The 21,941-nt window shown below is 64.6% G+C and carries 15 protein-coding genes; 7 read left to right on the plus strand and 8 right to left on the minus strand.

From position 1 onward, the window contains the following. The first annotated feature begins 17 nt into the window (after window positions 1-17). From KSS95_RS04660 to KSS95_RS04675, 4 genes are all read left to right on the plus strand, one after another. Window positions 18-1,436, plus strand: coding sequence for an FAD-dependent oxidoreductase (locus KSS95_RS04660; RefSeq protein WP_217852068.1), 1,419 nt, complete (start codon window positions 18-20; stop codon window positions 1,434-1,436). A 220-nt stretch (window positions 1,437-1,656) separates the two neighbouring features. Further along, window positions 1,657-3,156 (plus strand): amidase family protein, encoded by a 1,500-nt coding sequence (locus tag KSS95_RS04665; RefSeq protein ID WP_217852070.1) that lies wholly within the window; start codon window positions 1,657-1,659, stop codon window positions 3,154-3,156. Window positions 3,157-3,253: 97 nt separating this feature from the next. Beyond that, window positions 3,254-4,318 carry a uroporphyrinogen decarboxylase gene (gene hemE, locus KSS95_RS04670; RefSeq protein ID WP_217852072.1) on the plus strand — a complete coding sequence of 355 codons (1,065 nt, stop codon included), beginning with the start codon at window positions 3,254-3,256 and terminating at the stop codon, window positions 4,316-4,318. 115 nt (window positions 4,319-4,433) lie between these two features. Beyond that, window positions 4,434-4,781 carry a NirD/YgiW/YdeI family stress tolerance protein gene (locus tag KSS95_RS04675; RefSeq protein WP_134691363.1) on the plus strand — a complete coding sequence of 116 codons (348 nt, stop codon included), beginning with the start codon at window positions 4,434-4,436 and terminating at the stop codon, window positions 4,779-4,781. Window positions 4,782-4,900: 119 nt separating this feature from the next. Here the strand turns inward: KSS95_RS04675 and KSS95_RS04680 are convergent, their stop codons facing one another. Continuing rightward, on the minus strand, window positions 4,901-6,142 hold the full coding sequence (locus tag KSS95_RS04680) for an MFS transporter (RefSeq protein ID WP_217852074.1): 1,242 nt from the start codon (window positions 6,140-6,142) through the stop codon (window positions 4,901-4,903). Between the two features lie 124 nt (window positions 6,143-6,266). On the opposite strand from KSS95_RS04680, the gene KSS95_RS04685 reads away from it, so the two are divergent. Together KSS95_RS04685 and KSS95_RS04690 are read left to right on the plus strand one after the other, a co-directional pair. Continuing rightward, complete coding sequence (locus KSS95_RS04685) at window positions 6,267-7,172, plus strand: LysR family transcriptional regulator (protein WP_217852076.1); 906 nt, start codon at window positions 6,267-6,269, stop codon at window positions 7,170-7,172. A gap of 52 nt (window positions 7,173-7,224) precedes the next feature. Next, complete coding sequence (locus KSS95_RS04690) at window positions 7,225-7,998, plus strand: ParA family protein (RefSeq protein ID WP_134691366.1); 774 nt, start codon at window positions 7,225-7,227, stop codon at window positions 7,996-7,998. Here KSS95_RS04690 and trxC read toward each other — a convergent pair. The 7 genes from trxC to betI all read right to left on the minus strand — a co-directional run bounded on the left by trxC (window position 7,995) and on the right by betI (window position 19,447). Next, window positions 7,995-8,429 carry a thioredoxin TrxC gene (gene trxC, locus KSS95_RS04695; protein ID WP_217852078.1) on the minus strand — a complete coding sequence of 145 codons (435 nt, stop codon included), beginning with the start codon at window positions 8,427-8,429 and terminating at the stop codon, window positions 7,995-7,997. The two genes, KSS95_RS04690 and trxC, sit on opposite strands and share 4 nt — an antisense overlap. Before the next feature lie 127 nt (window positions 8,430-8,556). Next, the gene (gene selO / locus KSS95_RS04700; protein ID WP_217852080.1) at window positions 8,557-10,017 is read right to left on the minus strand and encodes a protein adenylyltransferase SelO; all 1,461 of its coding nucleotides are present in this window, start codon (window positions 10,015-10,017) and stop codon (window positions 8,557-8,559) included. Between the two features lie 156 nt (window positions 10,018-10,173). Further along, the gene (gene mscK, locus KSS95_RS04705; RefSeq protein WP_217852082.1) at window positions 10,174-13,479 is read right to left on the minus strand and encodes a mechanosensitive channel MscK; all 3,306 of its coding nucleotides are present in this window, start codon (window positions 13,477-13,479) and stop codon (window positions 10,174-10,176) included. 35 nt (window positions 13,480-13,514) lie between these two features. Continuing rightward, window positions 13,515-15,257, minus strand: a complete 1,743-nt coding sequence (locus tag KSS95_RS04710; protein WP_217852084.1) for a potassium/proton antiporter — start codon at window positions 15,255-15,257, stop codon at window positions 13,515-13,517. Between the two features lie 249 nt (window positions 15,258-15,506). After that, a complete protein-coding gene (betA, locus tag KSS95_RS04715) occupies window positions 15,507-17,204 on the minus strand; it encodes a choline dehydrogenase (protein ID WP_217852086.1) in 1,698 nt (565 codons plus the stop codon). Window positions 17,205-17,279: 75 nt separating this feature from the next. Further along, the gene (betB, locus tag KSS95_RS04720; protein ID WP_217852088.1) at window positions 17,280-18,752 is read right to left on the minus strand and encodes a betaine-aldehyde dehydrogenase; all 1,473 of its coding nucleotides are present in this window, start codon (window positions 18,750-18,752) and stop codon (window positions 17,280-17,282) included. A gap of 38 nt (window positions 18,753-18,790) precedes the next feature. Next, entirely contained in the window at window positions 18,791-19,447 is a 657-nt protein-coding gene (gene betI / locus KSS95_RS04725; RefSeq protein WP_134691373.1) for a transcriptional regulator BetI, read from the minus strand. A gap of 535 nt (window positions 19,448-19,982) precedes the next feature. On the opposite strand from betI, the gene KSS95_RS04730 reads away from it, so the two are divergent. Beyond that, complete coding sequence (locus KSS95_RS04730; RefSeq protein ID WP_225935580.1) at window positions 19,983-21,929, plus strand: BCCT family transporter; 1,947 nt, start codon at window positions 19,983-19,985, stop codon at window positions 21,927-21,929. The last annotated feature ends 12 nt before the right edge of the window (window positions 21,930-21,941 follow it).

A 21,941-nucleotide genomic window follows, 5' to 3' on the forward strand; every position in this document is an offset into this window, starting at 1 on the left:
TAAAGAGGTTTTGAAAAATGGCTGAACGTCTGAACAACGACTTCCAGTTCATCGAAGTGGGCCGCAAGGACCCGAAGAAAAAATTGCTGCGCCAACGCAAGAAGGAGTTCGTCGAGATCTACGAACCCTTCAAGCCGCAGCAGTCGGTCGAGCAAGCCCACCGCTGCCTGGGCTGCGGCAACCCGTACTGCGAGTGGAAGTGCCCGGTGCACAACTTCATTCCCAACTGGCTGAAGCTGGTCGCCGAGGGCAACATCCTGGCGGCGGCGGAGCTGTCGCACCAGACCAACACCCTGCCGGAAGTGTGTGGCCGGGTGTGTCCGCAGGACCGTCTGTGCGAAGGTGCCTGCACCCTGAACGACGGCTTCGGCGCGGTGACCATCGGCTCGGTGGAGAAGTACATCACCGACACGGCCTTCGCCATGGGTTGGCGCCCGGACATGTCCAAGGTCAAGCCCACCGGCAAGCGTGTCGCCGTCATCGGTGCCGGCCCTGCGGGCCTGGGCTGCGCCGACGTGCTGGTGCGTGCTGGCGTGACCCCGGTGGTGTTCGACAAGAACCCGGAGATCGGTGGCCTGCTGACCTTCGGCATCCCTGAATTCAAGCTGGAAAAGACCGTGCTGAGCAATCGTCGCGAAGTCTTCACCGGCATGGGCATCGAGTTCCGCCTGAACACCGAGGTGGGCAGGGACATCAGCATGGAGCAGCTGCTGGCCGAGTACGATGCGGTGTTCATGGGCATGGGCACCTACACCTACATGAAGGGCGGCTTCCCTGGGGAAGACCTGCCGGGCGTGCACGACGCGCTGGACTTCCTGATCGCCAACGTCAACCGCAACCTGGGCTTTGAAAAGTCGCCACAAGACTTCGTCGACATGCAGGGCAAGAAGGTCGTGGTGCTCGGCGGTGGCGACACCGCGATGGACTGCAACCGCACCTCGATCCGCCAGGGCGCCAAGTCGGTGACCTGCGCCTATCGCCGGGACGAAGCCAACATGCCGGGTTCGCGCAAAGAGGTGAAGAACGCCAAGGAAGAGGGCGTGAAGTTCCTCTACAACCGCCAGCCCATCGCCATCGTCGGCGAGGACAAGGTCGAGGGCGTGAAGGTGGTCGAGACCCGTCTTGGCGAGCCGGATGCCCGTGGCCGGCGCAGCCCGGAGCCAATCCCGGGGTCCGAGGAGATCCTGCCGGCCGATGCCGTGGTCATCGCCTTCGGCTTCCGCCCGAGCCCGGCGCCATGGTTCGAGCAGCATGACATCCAGCTCGACAGCCAAGGCCGCGTGGTGGCGCCGGAGAAGGGCAAGTTCAAGCATCAGACCAGCAACCCGAAAGTGTTTGCCGGTGGCGACATGGTAAGGGGGTCGGACCTGGTGGTGACGGCGATCTTCGAAGGGCGTACCGCCGCCGAAGGGATCCTGGACTACCTCGAGGTCTGATCCGGCCACAAACCTGGGCACGCTCTCTCCTGCAGGTGCGCCGCGGCAGCTGCGGGGGAGCGTTTCCGAGTGACTTGTAGGCGTGGGAAAAACGCCGTTGTGCCCGTGGGATTTACCCCGCGCGGCATGTTGAAAGCCCCGCTGTTTTGCACGCGCACTAATTCCGAGACTGGGTAGGTCAAGCCTTACGAGGCAGTAACCCATTCAAGGAATTACCTGCATGCACCTTTCTGCATTAAACCCTGCCGCCCTGCTGAACAGCGCTGCACGGGCCAGCTCTGAATTCGATGGCCCAGCCTTCACGTCGATCATCGAGGCTGACAGCAGCGACTTTGCCTCCATGAGCGCGTTGAAAACACGCCTGGAGGACGGCTCGCTGACCTCGGTCCAGCTGGTGACCCGCGCGTTGGCGCGCATCGCGGCGCTCGACCGGGAGGGGCCGAGCCTGCGAGCCGTGATCGAAACCAACAGCGAGGCGCTGAGCATCGCTGCAAGCCTGGATGCGGAGCGCGCGGCGGGCACGCTGCGTGGGCCTTTGCATGGTATCCCGGTGCTGATCAAGGACAGCGTCGATACCGGAGATCTCATGCAGACGAGCGCTGGCTCGCCGGCGCTGGTGGGGGAGCCGGCCGCTGCGGATGCCTATGTGGTCCAGCGCCTGCGTGCTGCTGGCGTGGTGGTGTTGGGCAAGACCAACCTCAGTGAATGGGTCGGTATGCGTGACTGGAGCACAATGCCGCTTGGCTGGAGTGGGCGCGGTGGGCAGACGCGCAGTGCCTTGGGGCTCGACTTCCCGGTGCGTGGCTCAAGTTCTGGCTCGGCAGTGGCGGTCAGTGCTGGCTACGCACCGATGGCCGTCGCGACCGAGACCAGTGGATCGCTGGTGGGACCGGCGGTGGTCAGTGGGGTCGTCGGGTTGCGCCCGACGCTGGGCCTGCTCGACCAGTCCGGCCTGGTGCCGCTGACGAAGCGACAGGACACCGCGGGGCCCATGGCGCGCAACGTCATGGATGCTGCGTTGCTGCTCGATGCGATGTTCGGGGTCGACGGACCTGGCCCTGTGGTCGAGGGCGCCCCTACGGCGTTGATCGACTACGCATCAGGGCTGCAGAGCAATGCGCTGCAGGGCGCGAAACTGGGCTACCCGGCAATGGCTGCCGACGGCACCCCGCTGAATCAGCACCCTGAGTTCGCCATCATGGCCGCCAGGCTGGAGCGTGCCGGCGCGACGCTGGTGCCCGTTGATTTCACCTTCCCGGCGCTGAACGAGGCGCAGATCGTTGTGTTGTGCGTCGACGTGAAACGCGAGCTGGCGACCTACCTGGCCGGCCGGCCTGGTATTGCAGTGAAGACCCTGGCTGACGTGATTGCCTTCAACATCGCCAATCCTGATGAGGCGGGCTATGGCCAGGACATGTTGCTGCTTGCCGAATCAGTGAACATTCCCGAGCCGCTCTACCAGGTGTTCGCGGAGCAATTACGCAACGAAAGCCGCAAGCTGATCGATGACGCCCTCGCCGCGCATGGTCTGGTCGCATTGGTCGACCTGACCCTCGGCAGGCTTGCCGGGTATGGGGCGCAGGCTGGTTACCCGGGGCTCACGGTACCGGCAGGTCGCGGACCTTCCGGGCGGCCCATGGGCTTGTACTTCACGGCTTCGAAATGGACCGACCAGACATTGTTGTCGTTGGGCTACGCGTTCGAGCAGGTCGCCGACTGAGGTTTCCTGTCCGCATAGACAAATTGGCGCGGCTTCACGCCGTGCCTTTTCCGGTGGGGTCTGCGAAAATGCCCCCACCTTTCTGCCGGATATCGCTATGACCGCCCTGAAGAACGACCGCTTCCTTCGTGCACTGCTCAAGCAACCCGTAGACGTCACCCCGGTGTGGATGATGCGCCAGGCCGGCCGCTACCTGCCGGAGTACCGCGCCAGCCGGGCCAAGGCCGGCGACTTCATGAGCCTGTGCATGAACCCGCAGTTCGCCTGCGAGGTCACCCTGCAGCCGCTGGACCGCTACCCGCTGGACGCGGCGATCCTCTTCTCGGACATCCTCACCATCCCCGACGCCATGGGCCAGGGCCTGTACTTCGAAACCGGCGAAGGGCCGCGCTTCAAGAAGGTCATCAGCACCCTGGCCGACATCGAGGCGCTGCCGATCCCCGATCCGCAGAAAGACCTGGGCTACGTGATGGACGCGGTCAGCACCATTCGTCGCGAACTCAATGGCCGCGTGCCGTTGATCGGTTTCTCCGGCAGCCCCTGGACCCTGGCCACCTACATGGTCGAGGGCGGCTCGTCCAAGGACTTCCGCAAGACCAAGGCCATGGCCTATGACAACCCCCAGGCCCTGCACCTGTTGCTGGACAAGCTGGCCCAGTCGGTCACCAGCTACCTCAATGGCCAGATCCTGGCCGGTGCCCAGGCGGTGCAGATCTTCGACACCTGGGGCGGTAACCTGTCGGCGGCGGCCTACCAGGAGTTCTCGCTAAACTACATGCGCAAGATCGTCAGCGGCCTGATCCGCGAGCACGAAGGGCGCAAGGTGCCGGTGATCCTGTTCACCAAGAACGGCGGCCTGTGGCTGGAAAGCATCGCCGAGGCTGGCGCCGATGCGCTGGGCCTGGACTGGACCTGCGAAATCGGCGATGCCCGCCGTCGCGTGGGTGACAAGGTGGCTTTGCAAGGCAACATGGACCCGACCGTGCTGTACGCCAAGCCCGAGGCCATTCGCCAGGAAGTCGCGCGGATCCTCGCCAGCTATGGCAAGGGCACTGGCCATGTGTTCAACCTGGGCCACGGCATCACCCCCGAGGTCGATCCGGAGCACGCTGGCGTGTTCATCAACGCCGTGCACGAGTTGTCGGCGCAGTACCACCAGTAATTGGTGTGCAACGCGAGAAGCCCGGCCAAGTGCCGGGCTTTTTGTTGTATTAAGTTTCAATTCAGCGATCGTCGGTAATCTGGGACCATCAAAACGCAAACAGGACCCGATCACCATGAAAGCCCGTTACCTGCCCCTGATCCTCGCCCCGCTGTTCAGCACCGCTGCCCTGGCTGCCGGCTACACCGGCCCTGGCGCCCAAGCCGTGACCACCGTTGCCGCCGCCAAGGAAGCTGCCGATGACACCCCCGTGGTGCTGCAGGGTTACGTGACCAAGAAGATCAACAACGACGACAAGTACGAGTTCAAGGACAACACCGGCAGCATCACCGTTGAAATCGACGACGAAGACCTGCCGCCGACGCCGTTCAATGAAAAGACCAAGGTCAAGCTGACCGGCGAGGTGGAAAAGCACCTGATGAGCCGTGAGGTGGATGTGGATATCGTCGAGATCATCAACTGATCCGAGATTTTGCGGCTGCTGCGCAGCCCATCGCGACACAAGGCCGCTCCTACAGGGAAACGCGTACCCCTGTAGGAGCGGCCTTGTGTCGCGAAAGGGCCGCAAAGCGGCCCCAGCGATCAGAAAGTCTTTGGCGGTAATTTGCTCAAGTGCAGCGCCACCAGCAACGCCACCGCCAGCAGGCTGGCGATGAACAGGCCGATGCCGTTCCAGCCCCACTGGTGCCAGAACACCCCGCCCGCCGTTCCGGCGACACTCGACCCCGCGTAATAGCTGAACAGGTACAGCGACGACGCCTGCCCCTTGGCCTTCAGTGCCCGCCGCCCGATCCAGCTGCTGGCCACCGAGTGCGCGCCGAAGAAGCCGAAGGTGAACACCAGCATGCCGACGATGATCAGCGCCAGCGGGCTGGCCAGGGTCATCAGCAAACCGCTGGCCATCACCACGATACTGGCCCAGAACACCTTGCGCCGTCCCAGTTTGTCGGCCAGCGCGCCGACCTGTGCCGAGCTGTAGATCCCCGACAGGTACACCACCGACAACAGGCCGACCAAGGCCTGGTTCATGTGGTAAGGCCCGGCCAGCAGTCGGTAGCCGATGTAGTTGAACAGGGTGACGAAGGCGCCCATCAGCAGGAACGCCTCAAGAAACAGCCAAGGCAGCCCGGCGTCCTTGAAGTGCATGACGAAACCGTCCAGCAGGCTGCGCGGTTGCAACGGCTGTGGGCGGAAGTTGCGCGACTCGGGCAGGACTTTCCAGAACACCACGGCTGCCACCAGGGCCAGGCCGCCCATCACCAGCATTGCCGCATGCCAGCTGACGAAGTCGATCAGCACGCCGCTGATCAGTCGCCCGCTCATGCCGCCGATGGCATTGCCGCCGATATACAGGCCCATGGCCAGGCCGATGTGCTGCGGGTGGATCTCTTCGCTCAGGTAGGTCATGGCCACCGCCGCCAGGCCGCTCAGCGACAGGCCCACCAGGGCGCGGGTGGCCAGCACCAGCTCCCAGCTTTGCATCACCGCGCTGGCCAGGGTCGACAATGCCGCGCACAGCAGGGCGAAGACCATCACCGGCTTGCGCCCGATGCGGTCGGAAATCGGGCCGGTGATCAACAAGCCGATGGCCAGCATGGCGGTGGACACCGACAGCACCAGGCTGCTCTGCGCGGCGTTGATGGCGAATTCCCGGGACAGCAGCGGCATCATCGGTTGCACGCAGTACAGCAGGGCGAAGGTGGCGAAGCCGCCGCTGAACAGCGCCAGCACGGTCTTGATGAAGCCAGGAGTGCCTTTTTCGATCCAGATATCGTTGACCACGGGGCTGGGTTCAGGGGGCAGGGGGGCGACGGCGGATCTCACGGACGGATACCTCGGGCGCTGGGGCCAGGTGTTGCGGTGAAAAAAGCATATAGCTGGCTAATGATTAGATCCAATATATTGTTCGACCTGTTTGAGACGTTTTACGACTTGTTTGGAGTGGGCCATGGAACTGCGTCACCTGCGTTACTTCGTCGCGGTGGCCGAAGAGCTGCATTTCGGTCGCGCCGCCCAGCAACTGGGGATCTCCCAGCCGCCGCTGAGCCAGCAGATTCAGGCGTTGGAGCAGGAGCTTGGGGCGCGCCTGTTCGAGCGCACCAACCGTCGTGTAGCGCTCAGCGAAGCCGGCCGGCTATTCCTGGAAGAAGCCCGGCAGGTGCTGGCGCAAGTGGAAAAGGCCGCCGATGTGGCCCGCCGGGCGCAGCTGGGCGAACTGGGCGAGATGAAGGTCGGCTTCACCTCCTCGGCACCCTTCACCTCACGTATTCCCCAGGCCATCCATGCCTTTCGCCAGCGCTTCCCGGCGGTGCACCTGAACCTCAAGGAAATGAGCAGCCGCGAGGTGGTGGAGGCCGTATTCGACGAGTCCATCGAGGTCGGCCTGATGCGCCCGATGCCCTTGCCGGACGGTATCGTCTGTACCGAGTTGTTCCGCGAGCCCCTGGTGGCGGTGCTCAATGCCTCGCACCCGCTGGCGGCCGGCAGCGCCCAGGGGCTGTACATGCAGGCCCTGGCCCAGGAGCCGTTCGTGTTCTTTCCGCGCAGCTATGGCAGCGGCTTGCACGCCCAGTTGCTGAGCCTGGCGCGCAAGGCCGGCTTCACCCCGCATTTCGCCCAGGAGGCGGGCGAGGCGATGACCATCATCGGCCTGGTCTCGGCGGGGCTGGGGGTGTCGGTGCTGCCGGCGTCGTTCCAGCGCATGCGTATCGAGGGCGTGGTGTACCGCACCCTGTTGGACGACGAGGCGATGACCGCCGTCTGGCTGGTGCGTCGCGCGGCGTCGGGCTCGGCCATGGCCAATGCCTTCGGCGCCCTGCTGGCTGGGCTGGAGCAGCCCGAAGGTGCTGGCTAAACCGCCGCGCTGGCCACATACTCGGGCATTCGTTGATACACGGAGGTCTCTCATGCGGCGCGTGGTGTTCAATCAGAAAGGTGGCGTGGGCAAGTCGAGCATCGCTTGCAACCTGGCGGCGGTCAGCGCCAACGAGGGCTACCGGACCCTGCTGATCGACCTGGATGCCCAGGCCAACTCGACCCAGTACCTGACCGGCCTGACCGGCGACGACATCCCCATGGGCATCGCCGACTTCTTCAAGCAGTCGCTGTCCAGCGGGCCCTTTGCCAAGAAGAACAAGGTCGATATCTACGAAACCCCCTTCGACAACCTGCACGTGGTCACTGCCACTCCCGAGCTGGCCGACCTGCAGCCCAAGCTCGAGGCCAAGCACAAGATCAACAAGCTGCGTAAGCTCCTCGACGAATTGGACGAGGACTACGAGCGGATCTACATCGACACCCCGCCGGCCCTTAATTTCTATGCGGTTTCCGCGTTGATCGCCGCCGATCGCGTACTGATCCCCTTTGACTGCGACAGTTTTTCGCGTCAGGCCCTGTATGGCCTGCTGGCCGAGATCGACGAACTCAAGGAAGACCACAACGACGAACTGGTGGTCGAGGGCATCGTCGTCAACCAGTTCCAGTCACGTGCCAGCCTGCCCCAGCAAATGCTCGACGAGCTGCTGGCCGAAGGCCTGCCGGTGCTGCCGGTGTACCTGGGCAGTTCGGTGAAGATGCGCGAGTCGCACCATGCCAGCCTGCCGCTGATCCACCTGGAGCCACGGCACAAGCTGACCCAGCAGTTCGTCGAGCTGCATGACTTGCTGGAGCGCAGCGCTTAGATACCCTGGCTGCGTAGCCATTCCAGCAATGACTGGAGTGGAAACGCACCGGCCTGGCGGGTCACTTCACGGCCGTTCCTGAACAGGATCAGGCTGGGGATCGAGCGAATGCCCAGCTGCCCGGCCAGGTTGCGGTTGGCTTCGCTGTCGAGCTTGGCCAGGCGGCAGCGGCCAGCGAGCTGTCGCGCGGCCTGCTCGAACACCGGGGCGAAGCTCTTGCACGGGCCGCACCAGTCGGCCCAGACATCCAGCAGCAATGGCAGGTCGCCCTTGACCTGGGCGGCGTAGTTGCCTTCGCTCAGGTCGAAGGGGCGGGCCAGCAGCACATCCTGCTTGCAGCGGCCGCACTTGGGGCTGTCGCCCAGGCGTTCGGCGGGCAGGCGGTTGAGGCCGTTGCAGTGGGGGCAGGGGATTACCAGGGGTTCGGACATGTTGTTTCCTTGAGATTTTTGCGGCTGCTTTGCAGCCCATCGCGACACAAGGCCGTTCCCGCAAGGATACGCGGACTCCTGTGGGAGCGGCCTTGTGTCGCGATGGGCCGCAAAGCGGCCCCAGGATTCATGACGAGCAACTGATTTCCAGGTGCTTGCCCCATTCCGGTGGTCGCTCGGCATAGGCCTGCATCCCGGGCTGCTCTTCGAAGGGCTTGCTCAGTACCTGGTGCAACCGCCGCACTTCACTGTAGTCACCCGCTTCGGCAGCCTCGATCGCCTTCTGCGCCAGGTAGTTGCGTAGCACGTACAGCGGGTTCACCGCATGCATCCGCGCGCGCCGCCCGTCGGCATTGCCCGGCTCGCGCTGGCAGCGCGCCAGGTAGTCCGCGCCCCAGGCATCGAAGCCGGCCAGGTCGACGAAATCGTTGCGCACCACCTGCAGCGCGTCGGTCACCGGCTGCTCGCCCAGGCGGCGGAAGAACAGGCTGTAGTCCACGCCGCCGCTCTGCATGCGTTGCAACAGGCGTTCGACCAGCGCCATGTCGTCATCCTCGGCAGTGGTCAGGCCCAGCCGTCGGCGCATCACGTCCAGGTAATGGGCCTGGTACAGCGGCAGGAACAGCCCCAGCGTCTCTTTGAGCGGCTCTACCTCGATTACCGTGGTCAGCGCCTGGGCCAGCGCGCTGAGGTTCCAATGGGCGATGGGCACCTGGTTGGCGTAGCTGTAGCGGCCACGGTCGTCGGAGTGGTTGCAGATGAAGTTGGCGTCGAAGTCGTCGAGGAAGGCGTAGGGGCCGAAGTCGAAGGTGATGCCCAGGATCGACATGTTGTCGGTGTTCATCACCCCATGGCAGAAACCATAGGCCTGCCAGCGGGCGATCAGCTCGGCGTTGCGCTCGACGATGCTGCGGAACATGGCCAGGTAGGGTTGCTCGGCTGCCCGGCATTCGGGGTAGTGCTGTTCCAGCACATGGTCGATCAGCACGCGCTGTTGTTCTGGCTGCTGGGTGTAATAGAAATATTCGAAATGGCCGAAGCGTACGTGGCTCTGCGCCAGGCGTAGCAGCATCGCCGCGCTCTCGCGGGTTTCGCGCCATACCGGGGTGCTCGAGCCGATCACGCACAGCGCGCGGCTGCTGGGGATGCCCAGGGCATGCAGGGCCTCGGAGGCGAGGAACTCGCGGATCGACGAGCGCAGCACGGCGCGGCCATCGCCCATGCGCGAGTAAGGGGTCTGGCCGGCGCCCTTGAGGTGCAGGTCCCAGTGCTGGCCGGCGTCGTTGCGCACTTCGCCCAGCAGCAGGCCACGGCCATCGCCCAGGCGCGGGTTGTAGGATCCGAACTGGTGCCCGGAGTAGACCATCGCCCGCGGGTCGGCGTGTTCCCAGAGCTTGTGGCCGCTGAACAGCTCGGCGAACACGGTTTGCTCGGCCTCGGCCGGGTCGAGGTCGAGCAGGGCCATGGCCGAGGCGCTGGCCACCACCAGGCGCGGGTCGGCGATCGGCTCGGGCAGCACCTGGGTGGAGAAGGCATCGCCCAGGCGGGCGAAGCGGTTGTCGAAGACGAGTTGGTCGAGGGACTTCACGGGGCCTGCTCCTGGGTGGCGGTGCCATGGGGCCGCTTTGCGGCCCTTCGCCGGCAAGCCGGCTCCTACCGGTGGGTGGTGTAGGAGCCGGCTTGCCGGCGAACGAGGGCAAAGCCCTCGCAGCGAATGTGCACAGGATAAAGTATTCGAGCGTTCTCAGGCCGACGCCGTGCCATCCGGCTTCGATTGCCCCATCGGGATCAGCTGCTGCTTGCCGCCCTTCTGGTCCATCAGGAACACCTCCACCTGGCGCACCGAGATCTTGATGTTGTGCGCCTTGAACTCGCGGTTGATATAGCGGTTCAGTTCGTCCAGGGTCGGGTTGCGGTCGCCCAGGTCGCGTACGTGCATGCGCAGTTCGTGGTCCAGCGAGCTTTCGCCGAAGTTGAGGAAGTACACCAGCGGCTCCGGGTCCTTGAGCACCCGCGGGTTCTCATGGGCGCCCTTGAGCAGCAGGTCGCGTACCAGGTCCAGGTCCGAACCGTAGTCGATGCCCAGCTTCAGCGTCACCCGGGTGACCGTGTCGGTCAGCGACCAGTTGATCAACTGGCCGGTGATGAAGGTCTTGTTGGGGACGATGATGTCCTTGCGGTCGAAGTCGGTGATGGTGGTGGCGCGGATGCGGATACGGCTGACCGTGCCGGACAGGTTGCCGATGGTGATGGTGTCGCCGATGCGCACCGGGCGTTCGAACAGGATCATGATGCCGGAGATGAAGTTGGCGAAGATCTCCTGCATGCCGAAGCCAAGGCCCAGGGACAGGGCCGCCACCAGCCACTGCAGCTTGTCCCAGCTGACCCCGAGGGTGGCCAGGGTGCTGACGATACCGACGCCGGCGATGACATAGGACAGTAGCGTGGTGATGGCGTAGGCGCTGCCCTGGGCGAGGTTCAGGCGCGACAGCACCAGCACCTCGAGCAGGCCGGGCAGGTTGCTGGCCAGGGCCACGGCGATGCCGGCGATGACCATGGCGCCGAGCAGGTCGCCGAGGCTGATCGGCACCATGCTGGCGGCCGCGCCGGTGCCGCTGCTGTATTCGTACAGGGTGATGTTGTTGAGGTAGGCGAACACGCTGATCAGGTCCGCCCAGACCCAGTACAGGCCACCGATGAAGCCGCCGAGCAGGGCCAGGCGAATCAAGCGCAGCGACTGCTGGTTGACCTGTTCGATGTCCAGGGTCGGCTCCTCGACCACCACTTCGCCGTCCAGGCCCTCCTTGGCCGCCTGGCGCTTGCTCAGGGCGCGCTGGTAGGCCAGGCGCCGCGCCGCTACCGACAGGCCGCGGACGAACGCGGCTTCGATCACCAGCCAGAACAGCAGCAGGTACAGGGTGTAGATCAAGCGGTCGGTGAGCTTGAGGGCGGTGTAGTAGTAGCCGAAGCACACTGCCACGAACAGGGCGATGGGCAGCGCGGTGAAGGCCACCCCCACCGCCTTGCGGAACAGCGAGGTATTGCGGTGCGCCGGGCTGCTCAGCAGCAGGCGGCTGAGCAGCCAGGCCATCAGCGCGTAGCAGGTCAGCACCACGCCGATGCCCAGTACGTCGTCGGCCAGCGCCGAAGGTTGGTGCTCGGCCACCGCCACCACGCCGACCAGGGCCAGCACCACGGTGCCCAGGCGGCGTACCCAGCCACGCAGGAACTCGACCTGCGGCTTGTGCCAGCGGAAGTGGATCTCGGCCACCCCACCGGGGGCGAGGATGCGGTAGGCGGTGTAGAACACCAGCCAGGCCTGGGCGAGCTGCCACAGCGCGGCGCCGAGGTTGGCGTTCTGCCCGCGGGCGTCGAGTTGCAGGGCGTAGCTGCCCAGGGTCAGGGCCAGGGCCACCGGCAAGGCCAGGAGGATGTTGATCAGGATCGCCTGGGGGGTGTGCCACTGGCTGTCGCGCTTGAAGTGGCCGATGTCCTGGTGGACCTTGCCCAGGCGCCGGTACAGCGCCTTGCGCCGCCACAGCAGGGCGCCTATCACCAGGATCAGCGGCAGGAACAGCAGCGGCTGCTGCACCAGGCCGTCGCCCAGTTCCTTCACGCCGGCGCCCCAGGGCAGGCTGGCCACCTGGTAGGTCAGGCGCTGGGGTACGTCGCGCAACCACTGCCAGTCCAGCGGCTTGTTGCTGGGGATCCAGAACATCTGTTCTTCGAGGGTGGTACGCAGGTTCTGCGCGGTGCTCAGCAGCTGCTTCTGGTTCAGTTGCAGGGTGATGCTTTCATTGAGCAGCGCCGACAGTTCGCGGTTCAGCCTTTCCAGCAGGTCGCTGCGGGTGATTGCCACCTCCAGCAGGGCCTTGCGCAGCTGGGGGGTGATGTCTTCCTGGGGTTGGTTGGCCAGCAGCTTGTCCACATAGCTGGACGGGCTGCTCATCTGCTCGCGTTCCTGGTTGATCTCGAACTGGTAGAGGCGGATATCGGCAATCTGGTCGGCCAGGTCGCGGTCGACCTTCAGGTGCGGCAGGGCTTGCTTTTGCTTGTAGAGGATCTTCGACAGCAGCAGGCTGCCCTTGAGCACGCTGATCTGTTCGTCCAGGGCCTGGTCGGCCTGGGTCAGGCTGTCGAGCTGCTGCTTGGTGCGCAGGTTCTGCTGGGTGACTTCGTTGAGCCGGTCGGTGCCACGCAGCAGGTAGTCCGACAGCTGCAGGTTCTCGGCGCTCTCGGCGGCCAGCAGGTTGCTGCCGCCGGCCTTTTGCGCCTCGATCGATTGCTGGGTGACGGTCTGCTGCGACTGGGCCAGGCGCTTCTGGTTGATCAGCGTCTGCAGGTCCTGGATCTCCTGCTCCAGGCGCGCGGCGCGCTCGAGCAGCAGGTCGTGGCGGGCGTTGCCCAGGTCTTGCAGCAGGCTGTTGCCGGCCAGCTCCTGGCGGCGCAGCAGGGTCAGGGCGTTGAGCGAGGCCAGCTCGGCGTTGAGCTGGTTGCGCTGGTCGGCATTGAGCGGCTTGCCGTTGTCCTTGCCGCTCTTGAGGCTGTTGTTGATCTGTTGCGCGCGTACCTGGTTGTTGCTGATCTCGGCCTGGGCGCGCTCGGGGCGAGTCTGCGAATTGATGATCAGGCTGTTGGCCTCGGACAGCGCCTTTTGCAGGTCGCCCTGCTGGGTGCTGCGCTCGCTGAGCATCTGTTCGAGCTGCGGCACTGTGAGGCTGGCGTAGCGCTGGGCCACCGGCAGCGGGCTGGTGGCCTTGAGCTTGATCAGCTCGCGCTGGCTGTCGCGGGTTTCCTGGGGGGCGGTGGCCAGCTGCTGCTTGAGCGCGGCGAGTTTCTTCTCGCTGTCGTCGCGCGCGGCCAGCAGTGCCAGGGTTTGCTCCAGCACCTGCTGCACGGCCTTCTGCTCGGGCTCGGGCAGCTTGCGCTCGGTGATCTTGCTCAGGCTGCCCTGGATGCCCGGAGTGGTCGGGACTTCCGCCATGGCGGTGAACGGGAGGGTCAGGCACAGCCCCAGCAGGGCTGTGCGGCAGTACGCACGCAGGGACATAGGCAACATTCTTGGATTACGAGGCAAATCGGAGTTTAGAGGAACAACCCGGGGCCGGGTCGAGTACCTTCGGGGAATCTGACGCCCACTTTCTGGATCTTGTTCCCGTCCATGACCGCGACGGTCCAGATCGTGCCATGCCATTCGATCTGGTCGCCTACTACTGGCGCGCCTCCGACCTTCTGTCGGATGAACTGCGCCAGCGGCATTTTCGCGTCCAGGCCATCGAGTTTCAGGCCATACAGTGCGGCCACCGCGCCCAGTTCGGCGTCGCCCTCGAGCACGAAATCGCCGAAGAAACGCAGGTCGAGGCCGCGCTGCGGCGCCTGGCTGAACAGCTTGCCCAGGGCCGGCAGGTTGTGTTCGTGGCCGATCACGCAGAGCATGTCGCCGACTTCCAGCACGGTACTGCCCGATGGGTGCAGCAGTTGCTCGGCGCGAAACAGCGCGGCGATGCGCGTGCCTTCGGGCATCTTCAGTTCGCGCAGGGCGGCGCCGATGCACCATTTTTCCGCGCCCAGGCGGTAGACGAACAGCTCCCACTCGCTGGTGACATGCACCTCCAGCGCCGAGCGGGAGATGGGCGCCGGGTCTGGCGGCACGGTGACTTTCAGCAGCTTGGCCATCCACGGCAGGCTGGTGCCCTGCACCAGCAGCGACACCAGCACGATGAAGAACGCCAGGTTGAAGAACAGCTGCGCATCCGGCAGGCCGGCCATCAGCGGGAACACCGCGAGGATGATTGGCACCGCGCCGCGCAGGCCGACCCAGCTGATGAAGCCCTTCTCGCGACCATGGAAGGCCTTGAACGGCAACAGCGCGGCAACCACCGACAGCGGCCGGGCGAACAGGATCATCCACAGCGCCAGGCCCAGCGCTGGCAGGGCGATGGGCAGCAGGTCGTGGGGGGTGACCAGCAGGCCGAGCACCAGGAACATGCCGATCTGCGCCAGCCAGGCCATGCCGTCGAGCATGTGCAGGATGCCGTGGCGGCTGCGGATCGGCTTGTTGCCCAGTACCAGGCCGCACAGGTAGACGGCGAGGAAGCCGCTACCGTGCAGGGCGTTGGTCAGCGAGAACACCACCAGGCCGCCGGCCACCACCAGGATCGGGTACAGGCCGCCGGCCAGGTTGATGCGATTGACCAGTTGCAGCATCAGCCAGCCGCCGCCCAGGCCCATCAGCCCGCCGATGCCGAACTCGCGCAGCAGATGGGTCAGCAGGCTCCAGTGCAGGCCGGTCTGGCCGCTGGCGATCATGTCGATCAGGGTGACGGTGAGGAACACCGCCATCGGGTCGTTGCTGCCCGACTCGATTTCCAGGGTGGCGGTGACCCGCTCGTTCAGGCCCTTGCCGCCGAGCAGCGAGAACACCGCCGCGGCGTCGGTGGAGCCGACGATGGCGCCGATCAGCAGGCCCTGGATCAGGCTCAGGTCGAACAGCCAGGCGGCGACCATGCCGGTCAGCCCGGTGGTGATCAGCACGCCGACGGTGGCCAGTGACAATGCCGGCCATAGCGCCACGCGAAAACTCGCCACCCGCGTGCGCAGGCCGCCGTCGAGCAGGATCACCGCCAGGGCCAGGTTGCCCACCAGGTAGGCGGTCGGGTAGTTGTTGAAGATGATGCCGCCACCGTCCACGCCCGCGACCATGCCGACGGCGAGGATGATGACCAGAATGGGGATGCCCAGGCGCGACGACAGCGAGCTGACCAGGATACTGGCCCCGACCAGCAACGCGCCGATCAGGAACAGACTGTTGATGGTGCTCGCATCCAAAGGCGGTACTCCGGGACAGCGCAGAGAAAAGGGACCTGCTGGGTGAACTAGCAGGTCGCGTGCCAATCGATTCTAACCTGATGAATTGGCAGGCTGTAAAGCGTTTCTGCAGATGTAGAAAAGGCACCTCGAAGGGTGCCTTTCCAGGTGTCGCCAGGGAGGGCCTCATCGCCGGCAAGCCGGCTCCTACGGGATGATCGCAGGCCGTGAAACCTGCGCCCTCCCTGTAGCGATGGGGCTGGAGCAGGATTACGCCTGCTTCACTTCCCGCATCGGCTTGCCCTTCACCGGGGCATCGCCTGCCACGTAGTACTTGGCGGTGCTGCGCGGCAGTGGCTTGCGGCCACGGATCTTGTCCGAGATTTTCTCGGCGATCATGATCGTGGTGGCGTTGAGGTTGCCGGTGATGATCAGCGGCATGATCGAGGCATCGACCACGCGCAGGCCCTGCATGCCATGCACGCGGCCTTCGCCATCGACCACGGCCATGTCGTCGGTGCCCATCTTGCACGAGCAGGACGGGTGGAAGGCGGTTTCGGCGTGCTCGCGGATGAACTTGTCCAGCTCTTCATCGGTTTGCACGTGGGCGCCCGGGCTGATCTCGCGACCGCGGTACGGGTCCAGCGCCGGCTGGGCCATGATTTCGCGGGTCAGGCGGATGCCGTCGCGGAACTCCTGCCAGTCCTGCTCGGTGGACATGTAGTTGAACAGGATGCTCGGGTGCTGGCGTGGGTTCTTCGACTTGGCCTGGATGCGACCACGGGCCGGCGAGCGCATGGAGCCCATGTGCGCCTGGAAGCCGTGCTCCTTCACACCGTTCGAGCCGTTGTAGTTGATGGCTACCGGCAGGAAGTGGTACTGGATGTTCGGCCATTTGAACTCAGGGCGAGTACGGATGAAACCACCGGCCTCGAACTGGTTGCTGGCGCCAATGCCGGTGCCGTTGAACAGCCACTCTGCACCGATTTTCGGCTGGTTCCACCACAGCAGCGACGGGTACAGCGACACGGGCTGGGTGCAGGCGTACTGCAGGTACAGTTCGAGGTGGTCCTGCAGGTTCTCGCCGACGCCCGGCAGGTCGTGGACCACCGGAATGTCGAGGCTTTCGAGCAGGGCGCGCGGGCCGACGCCGGAGCGCTGCAGCAGTTGCGGCGATGCGATGGCGCCGGAACTGACGATGACTTCCTTGCGCGCGCGGGCTTCGACGCGCTCTTCGCTGTCACCGACCAGGTAGGTCACGCCGACGGCGCGCTTGCCGTCGAACAACACGCGGTCGCTCAGGGCGTGGGTGACGATGGTCAGGTTCGGGCGCTTCTTGGCCTGGTCCAGATAGCCGCGAGCGGTGCTCGAGCGACGGCCTTTCTTGGTCACCGAACGGTCCATCGGGCCGAAGCCTTCCTGCTGGTAGCCGTTGAGGTCTTCGGTGCGCGGGTAACCGGCCTGCACGCCGGCCTCGACCATGGCGTGGAACAGCGGGTTGTTGCCGGCCTTGGGCGTGGCCACGCTGACCGGGCCTTCGCCGCCGTGGTAGTCGTTCGGGCCGATATCGCGGGTTTCGGCCTTGCGGAAGTACGGCAGGCAGTCCAGGTAGGTCCAGTCCTCGAGGCCTGGCAGTTCAGCCCAGCCGTCGAAGTCCATGGCGTTGCCGCGGATGTAGCACATGCCGTTGATCAGCGAGGAGCCACCCAGGCCCTTGCCGCGACCGCATTCCATGCGGCGGCCGTCCATGTGCGGCTCTGGGTCGGTCTCGTAGGCCCAGTTGTAGCGACGACCCTGCAGCGGGAAGGCCAGGGCGGCCGGCATCTGGGTGCGGAAGTCGAAGCGGTAGTCGGGGCCGCCGGCTTCCAGCAGCAGGACGGTGACGCTGGCGTCTTCGGTCAGGCGGGTGGCCAGGGTGTTACCGGCCGAACCGGCACCGACGATGATGTAGTCGAATTCTTGGGACATTGAAGTACCCTCGTTGGCAGTTGTCAGGGAGCGAAAACGCCCGCGCTCAAGGGCGCGGGCGCGGCGGGACCGGGTTTAGAAAACCGAGTTGTAGCCGCCCAGCTCGACCTGAACCGACTTGATGCGGGTGTATTGAGCCAGCGAGCTGACGCCGTTCTCACGGCCAACGCCCGACTGCTTGTAACCGCCGACCGGCATTTCGGCCGGCGATTCGCCCCAGGCGTTGATCCAGCAGATACCGGCTTCGAGCTTGTGGATGATGCGGTGGGCGCGGCTGATGTCGTTGGTGCAGACGCCGGCGGCCAGGCCGTACTCGGTGTCGTTGGCGCGGCGGATGACTTCTTCCTCGGTCTCGTAGCTGAGGATGCTCATCACTGGGCCGAAGATCTCTTCCTTGACGATGGTCATGTCGTCGCGGCAGTCAGTGAACACGGTCGGCGCGACGAAGGCACCCTTGGCGAAGTCGCCGTCCAGCAGGCGCTCGGCGCCGCACAGCACGCGGGCACCTTCTTCCTTGCCCTTGGCGATGTAGGACAGCACGCTTTCCATGTGGGCGAAGCTGACCAGCGGGCCGAAGTTGGTGTTCTCGTCTTCCGGGTTGCCAACACGGATGCGTGCGACGCGCTCGGCGATCTTGGCTTCGAAGGCGGCCTTCATCGAGGCCGGGATGAACACGCGGGTGCCGTTGGTGCAGACCTGACCGGAGCTGTAGAAGTTGGCCATCATGGCGATGTCGGCGGCCTTGTCCAGGTCGGCGTCGTCGCAGATGATCAGCGGCGACTTGCCGCCCAGTTCCATGGTGACTTCCTTGAGCGAGGAGCTCGAGGCGCTGGCCATGACTTTTTTACCGGTGGTGGTGCCGCCGGTGAAGGAGACTTTCTCGATGCGCGGGTGCTCGGTCAGCCAGGTGCCGACTTCGCGGCCGCTGCCGGTCAGGACGTTGAACACGCCGTTCGGCAGGCCGGCTTCGGTGAAGATCTCGGCCAGTTTCAGGGTGGTCAGCGAGGTGACTTCCGACGGCTTGAAGATCATCGCGTTGCCGGCGGCCAGGGCTGGGGCGGATTTCCACAGGGCGATCTGGATCGGGTAGTTCCAGGCACCGATACCGGCGGTCACGCCCAGCGGCTCGCGGCGGGTGTAGACGAAGGACGATTCGCGCAGCGGGATCTGCTCGCCTTCGATGGCCGGGACCAGGCCGGCATAGTATTCCAGCACGTCGGCGCCGGTGACGATGTCGACGTAGCGGGTTTCGGAGTACGACTTGCCGGTGTCCAGGGTTTCCAGCATGGCCAGCTCGTCGTTGCGCTCGCGCAGGATGTCGACGGCGCGGCGCAGGATGCGCGAACGCTGCATGGCGGTCATCGCGGCCCAGACTTTCTGGCCACGTTCGGCGCTCTCGACGGCCTTCTCGACGTCAGCCTGGGTAGCGCGCTGCACGTGGGCGAGGACTTCGCCGGTGGCTGGGTTGATGGCTTCGAAGGTGGCATCGCTGCCAGCGTCGACGTAAGCGCCATCGATGTAGAGTTTTTGCGTTCCGAAACGGGCCATAGTGTCCTCGCAAGTGCAGTGTGTGGTTGGCTACCGCGTCACGCTCCTGCCGGTTGGCTGGTCGCTGCGCGCGGCTGTTCAGCGGCCTGGTCGGTTGTGCCCAGGGTCTGCTGCTTAGCCAGTTGTAGATCCATGTATTCGTAAGCGATGCGTATTGCCTGCTCGGTGTCGAATGCGTCACCCGACAGGGCGCCACGCAGCCACAAGCCGTCGATCAGCGCCGCCAGCCCGCGGGCAGCCTTGCGCGCATGGTAAAGCGGCAGGACGCGGCGGAACTGGCAGCACAGGTTGGAATACAAGCGGTGATCGTTGATCCGCTGCAACCTGTGCAAAGACGGCTGGTGCATGCTGGAGGCCCAGAAGGCCAGCCAGGTTTTCATTGCCGGGCCGTTCACCTGGCTGGCATCGAAGTTACCCTCGATGATCACCTTCAGGTGGGCGCGCGGGCTGTCATCCGTGAGGGCCTGCCGACGCGCGATCACGCCCTCGTTGAGCATGTTCATGATGTAGCGCATCGTCGCTGCGATCAGGCCGTTCTTGTCCTGAAAGTAGTGACTGATGATGCCGTTCGACACGCCGGCCAAACGGGCAATCAGCGCAATGCTGGCATCTCCCAGACCGACCTGATCGACCGCCAGCAAGGTGGCTTCGATCAACTGCTGGCGGCGGATGGGTTGCATACCGACCTTGGGCATCTTGCTATCTCCTCAGGCCTGCGGGCAGACGACGAGCGGCTGCCTCGGCGAAGGCCAGTCTATTTTGTTTTGATTGAACGTTCAATCAATAAAGAATAAGCTCTGCGACAATTTGTGCCATTGACAGTTTTCAGGACGGTCACAGAAGCACGAATCGACACCCCAGGAAATCGTGTAACCCCCGGAATACAAGGCGTTGACGGGCATGGACGATGCAAAATACAGATTCTGCCGAGCGGTCACAGGCTGCGCGGTCGGCCCTTGGAGCGGGCCAGGTGTCTGTGGCGAATGCGCGCACCTCCACACGGAGAGCGTGGTTTTTCACAGGCGACCGGTCTGGTTTTTTTGCAACGTTTCTATTCGGGATCACGGTTTCCAGGGTGCTTTTATAACACCTGTCGCAGTAGGGCTATTGCACCAATTGCGTGGGAAATAACTGTTTAGCCTCCACTGCCGCACTGCCCGGAGCATTCGTGCAATGAGTTCTGCCTCCCTGACAAAGCCTCCCGCCGAGCGGGTACGGGTCAATCGCGTGGTGTTCTTCACCTCGGCGATGATGATCCTCGTTCTGACTGCCCTGCTGATCGCTGTACCCGATATCGCCGGCCAGGTGCTCGGTGTCGCCCAGAAATGGCTGACCCGTACCTTTGGCTGGTACTACATGCTGGTGATCTGTGGTTACCTGCTGTTTGTCGTCTACCTGGCCTTCTCCGACTTCGGCAAGCTCAAGCTGGGCGGCAAGGACGACACCCCGGACTTCAGCTACGGCGCCTGGGCCGGCATGCTGTTCTCCTCCGGTATCGGTATCTCGCTGCTGTACTTCGGCGCTTCCGAGCCGCTTGACCACTACTTCAACCCACCGGAAGGCACGCCCGCCAGCCTCGAGGCCGCGCGCCAGGGCCTGCAGCTGACCTTCCTGCACTGGGGCCTGCACGGCTGGGCGATCTACGCCCTGGTCGGCCTGGCCGTGGGCTACTTCGCCTACCGCCACAACCAGCCGCTGGCCCTGCGCTCGGCGCTGTACCCGCTGGTCGGCGAGCGCTGGGTCAAGGGCGGCGCCGGCCATGCCGTGGACATCTTCGGCATGTTCGTCACCCTGCTGGGCCTGGTGACCAACCTGGGTATCGGCTCGATGCAGGTGGCCTCGGGCCTGGAATACCTGTTCGGCATGGACCACAGCAAGACCAACCTGCTGGTGGTGATCCTGGTCATGGCCGGCGTGGCCACCGTGGCCGCGGTGTCGGGCGTGGAAAACGGCATCCGCCGCCTGTCCAACCTGAACATCCTGCTGTTCAGCGGCTTGCTGATCTTCGTGCTGCTGGCCGGCAACACCCTGCACCTGCTCAACGGCTTCGTGCAGAACGTCGGTGACTACCTCAACGGTGTCGTGCTGAAGACCTTCGACCTCTATGTCTATGAAGGCGACAACGACAAGTCCGAGCGCTGGCTGGGCCTGTGGACCGTGTTCTACTGGGCCTGGTGGATCTCCTGGGGCCCGTTCGTCGGCATGTTCATTGCCCGTATCTCCAAGGGCCGGACCGTGCGTCAGCTGGTCAGCGGCGTGCTGCTGATCCCGCTGGGCTTCACCCTGGCCTGGTTGTCGATCTTCGGTAACACCGCGCTGGACCTGGTGATCAACCAGGGTGCGGTGGAACTGGGCAAGACCGCGCTCGAACAGCCGTCGATGTCTATCTACCAACTGCTGGAATTCTTCCCGGCGGCCAAGATCGTCATCGGCCTGGCTGTGTTCGTCGGCTTCGTGCTGTTCCTCACCCCGGCCGACTCCGGCGCGGTGATGATGGCCAACCTGTCGTGCAAAGGCGGCAAGGTCGACGAGGACGCCCCGCACTGGATGGTGGTGTTCTGGTCGGTGGTCATCACCCTGGTCACCATCGGCTTGCTGTTCGCCGGTAACTTCGAAGCCATGCAGACCATGGTGGTGTTGGCCGGCCTGCCGTTCTCGGTGGTCCTGGTGCTGTTCATGTTCGGCCTGATGAAGGCCATGAAGCAGGACGTCGCGGTCGAGAGCGAGCGTGCCGAGCTGGCCGCCCGTGGCCGTCGCGGTTTCAGCGAGCGTCTCAGCCAGCTGGACCTGCAGCCGACCCAGGCCGTTGTCCAGCGCTTCATGGACAAACAGGTCAGCCCGGCGCTGAAAGAAGCCGCCGAGCAGCTGCGCACCCTGGGCTTCGAGGTCGAGACCCGGGTTGGCCAGTCGCGCAACATGATGGGCCTGCGAGTGATGATGGTAGAGGGCAACCCCTTCGTCTATGAAGCCAGCCTGGATGGCTACCTGGCCGCGCCGAGCGAGGCGCCGGTCGAGGGCGAGCCGGAAGTGCAGCAGCGCTTCTACCGTGCCGAGGTGTACCTGCACGACGGCAGCCAGGAGTACGACCTGATGGGCTTTACCCGCGAGCAGATCGTGCGTGACGTGCTCGACCAGTTCGAGAGCCACCGCCAGCTGCTGGGGCGTGTGTACAGCTGATTACGGCTGATC

Source organism: Pseudomonas muyukensis, assembly GCF_019139535.1.
In the GTDB taxonomy this organism is placed as follows: Bacteria; Pseudomonadota; Gammaproteobacteria; order Pseudomonadales; family Pseudomonadaceae; genus Aquipseudomonas; species Aquipseudomonas muyukensis.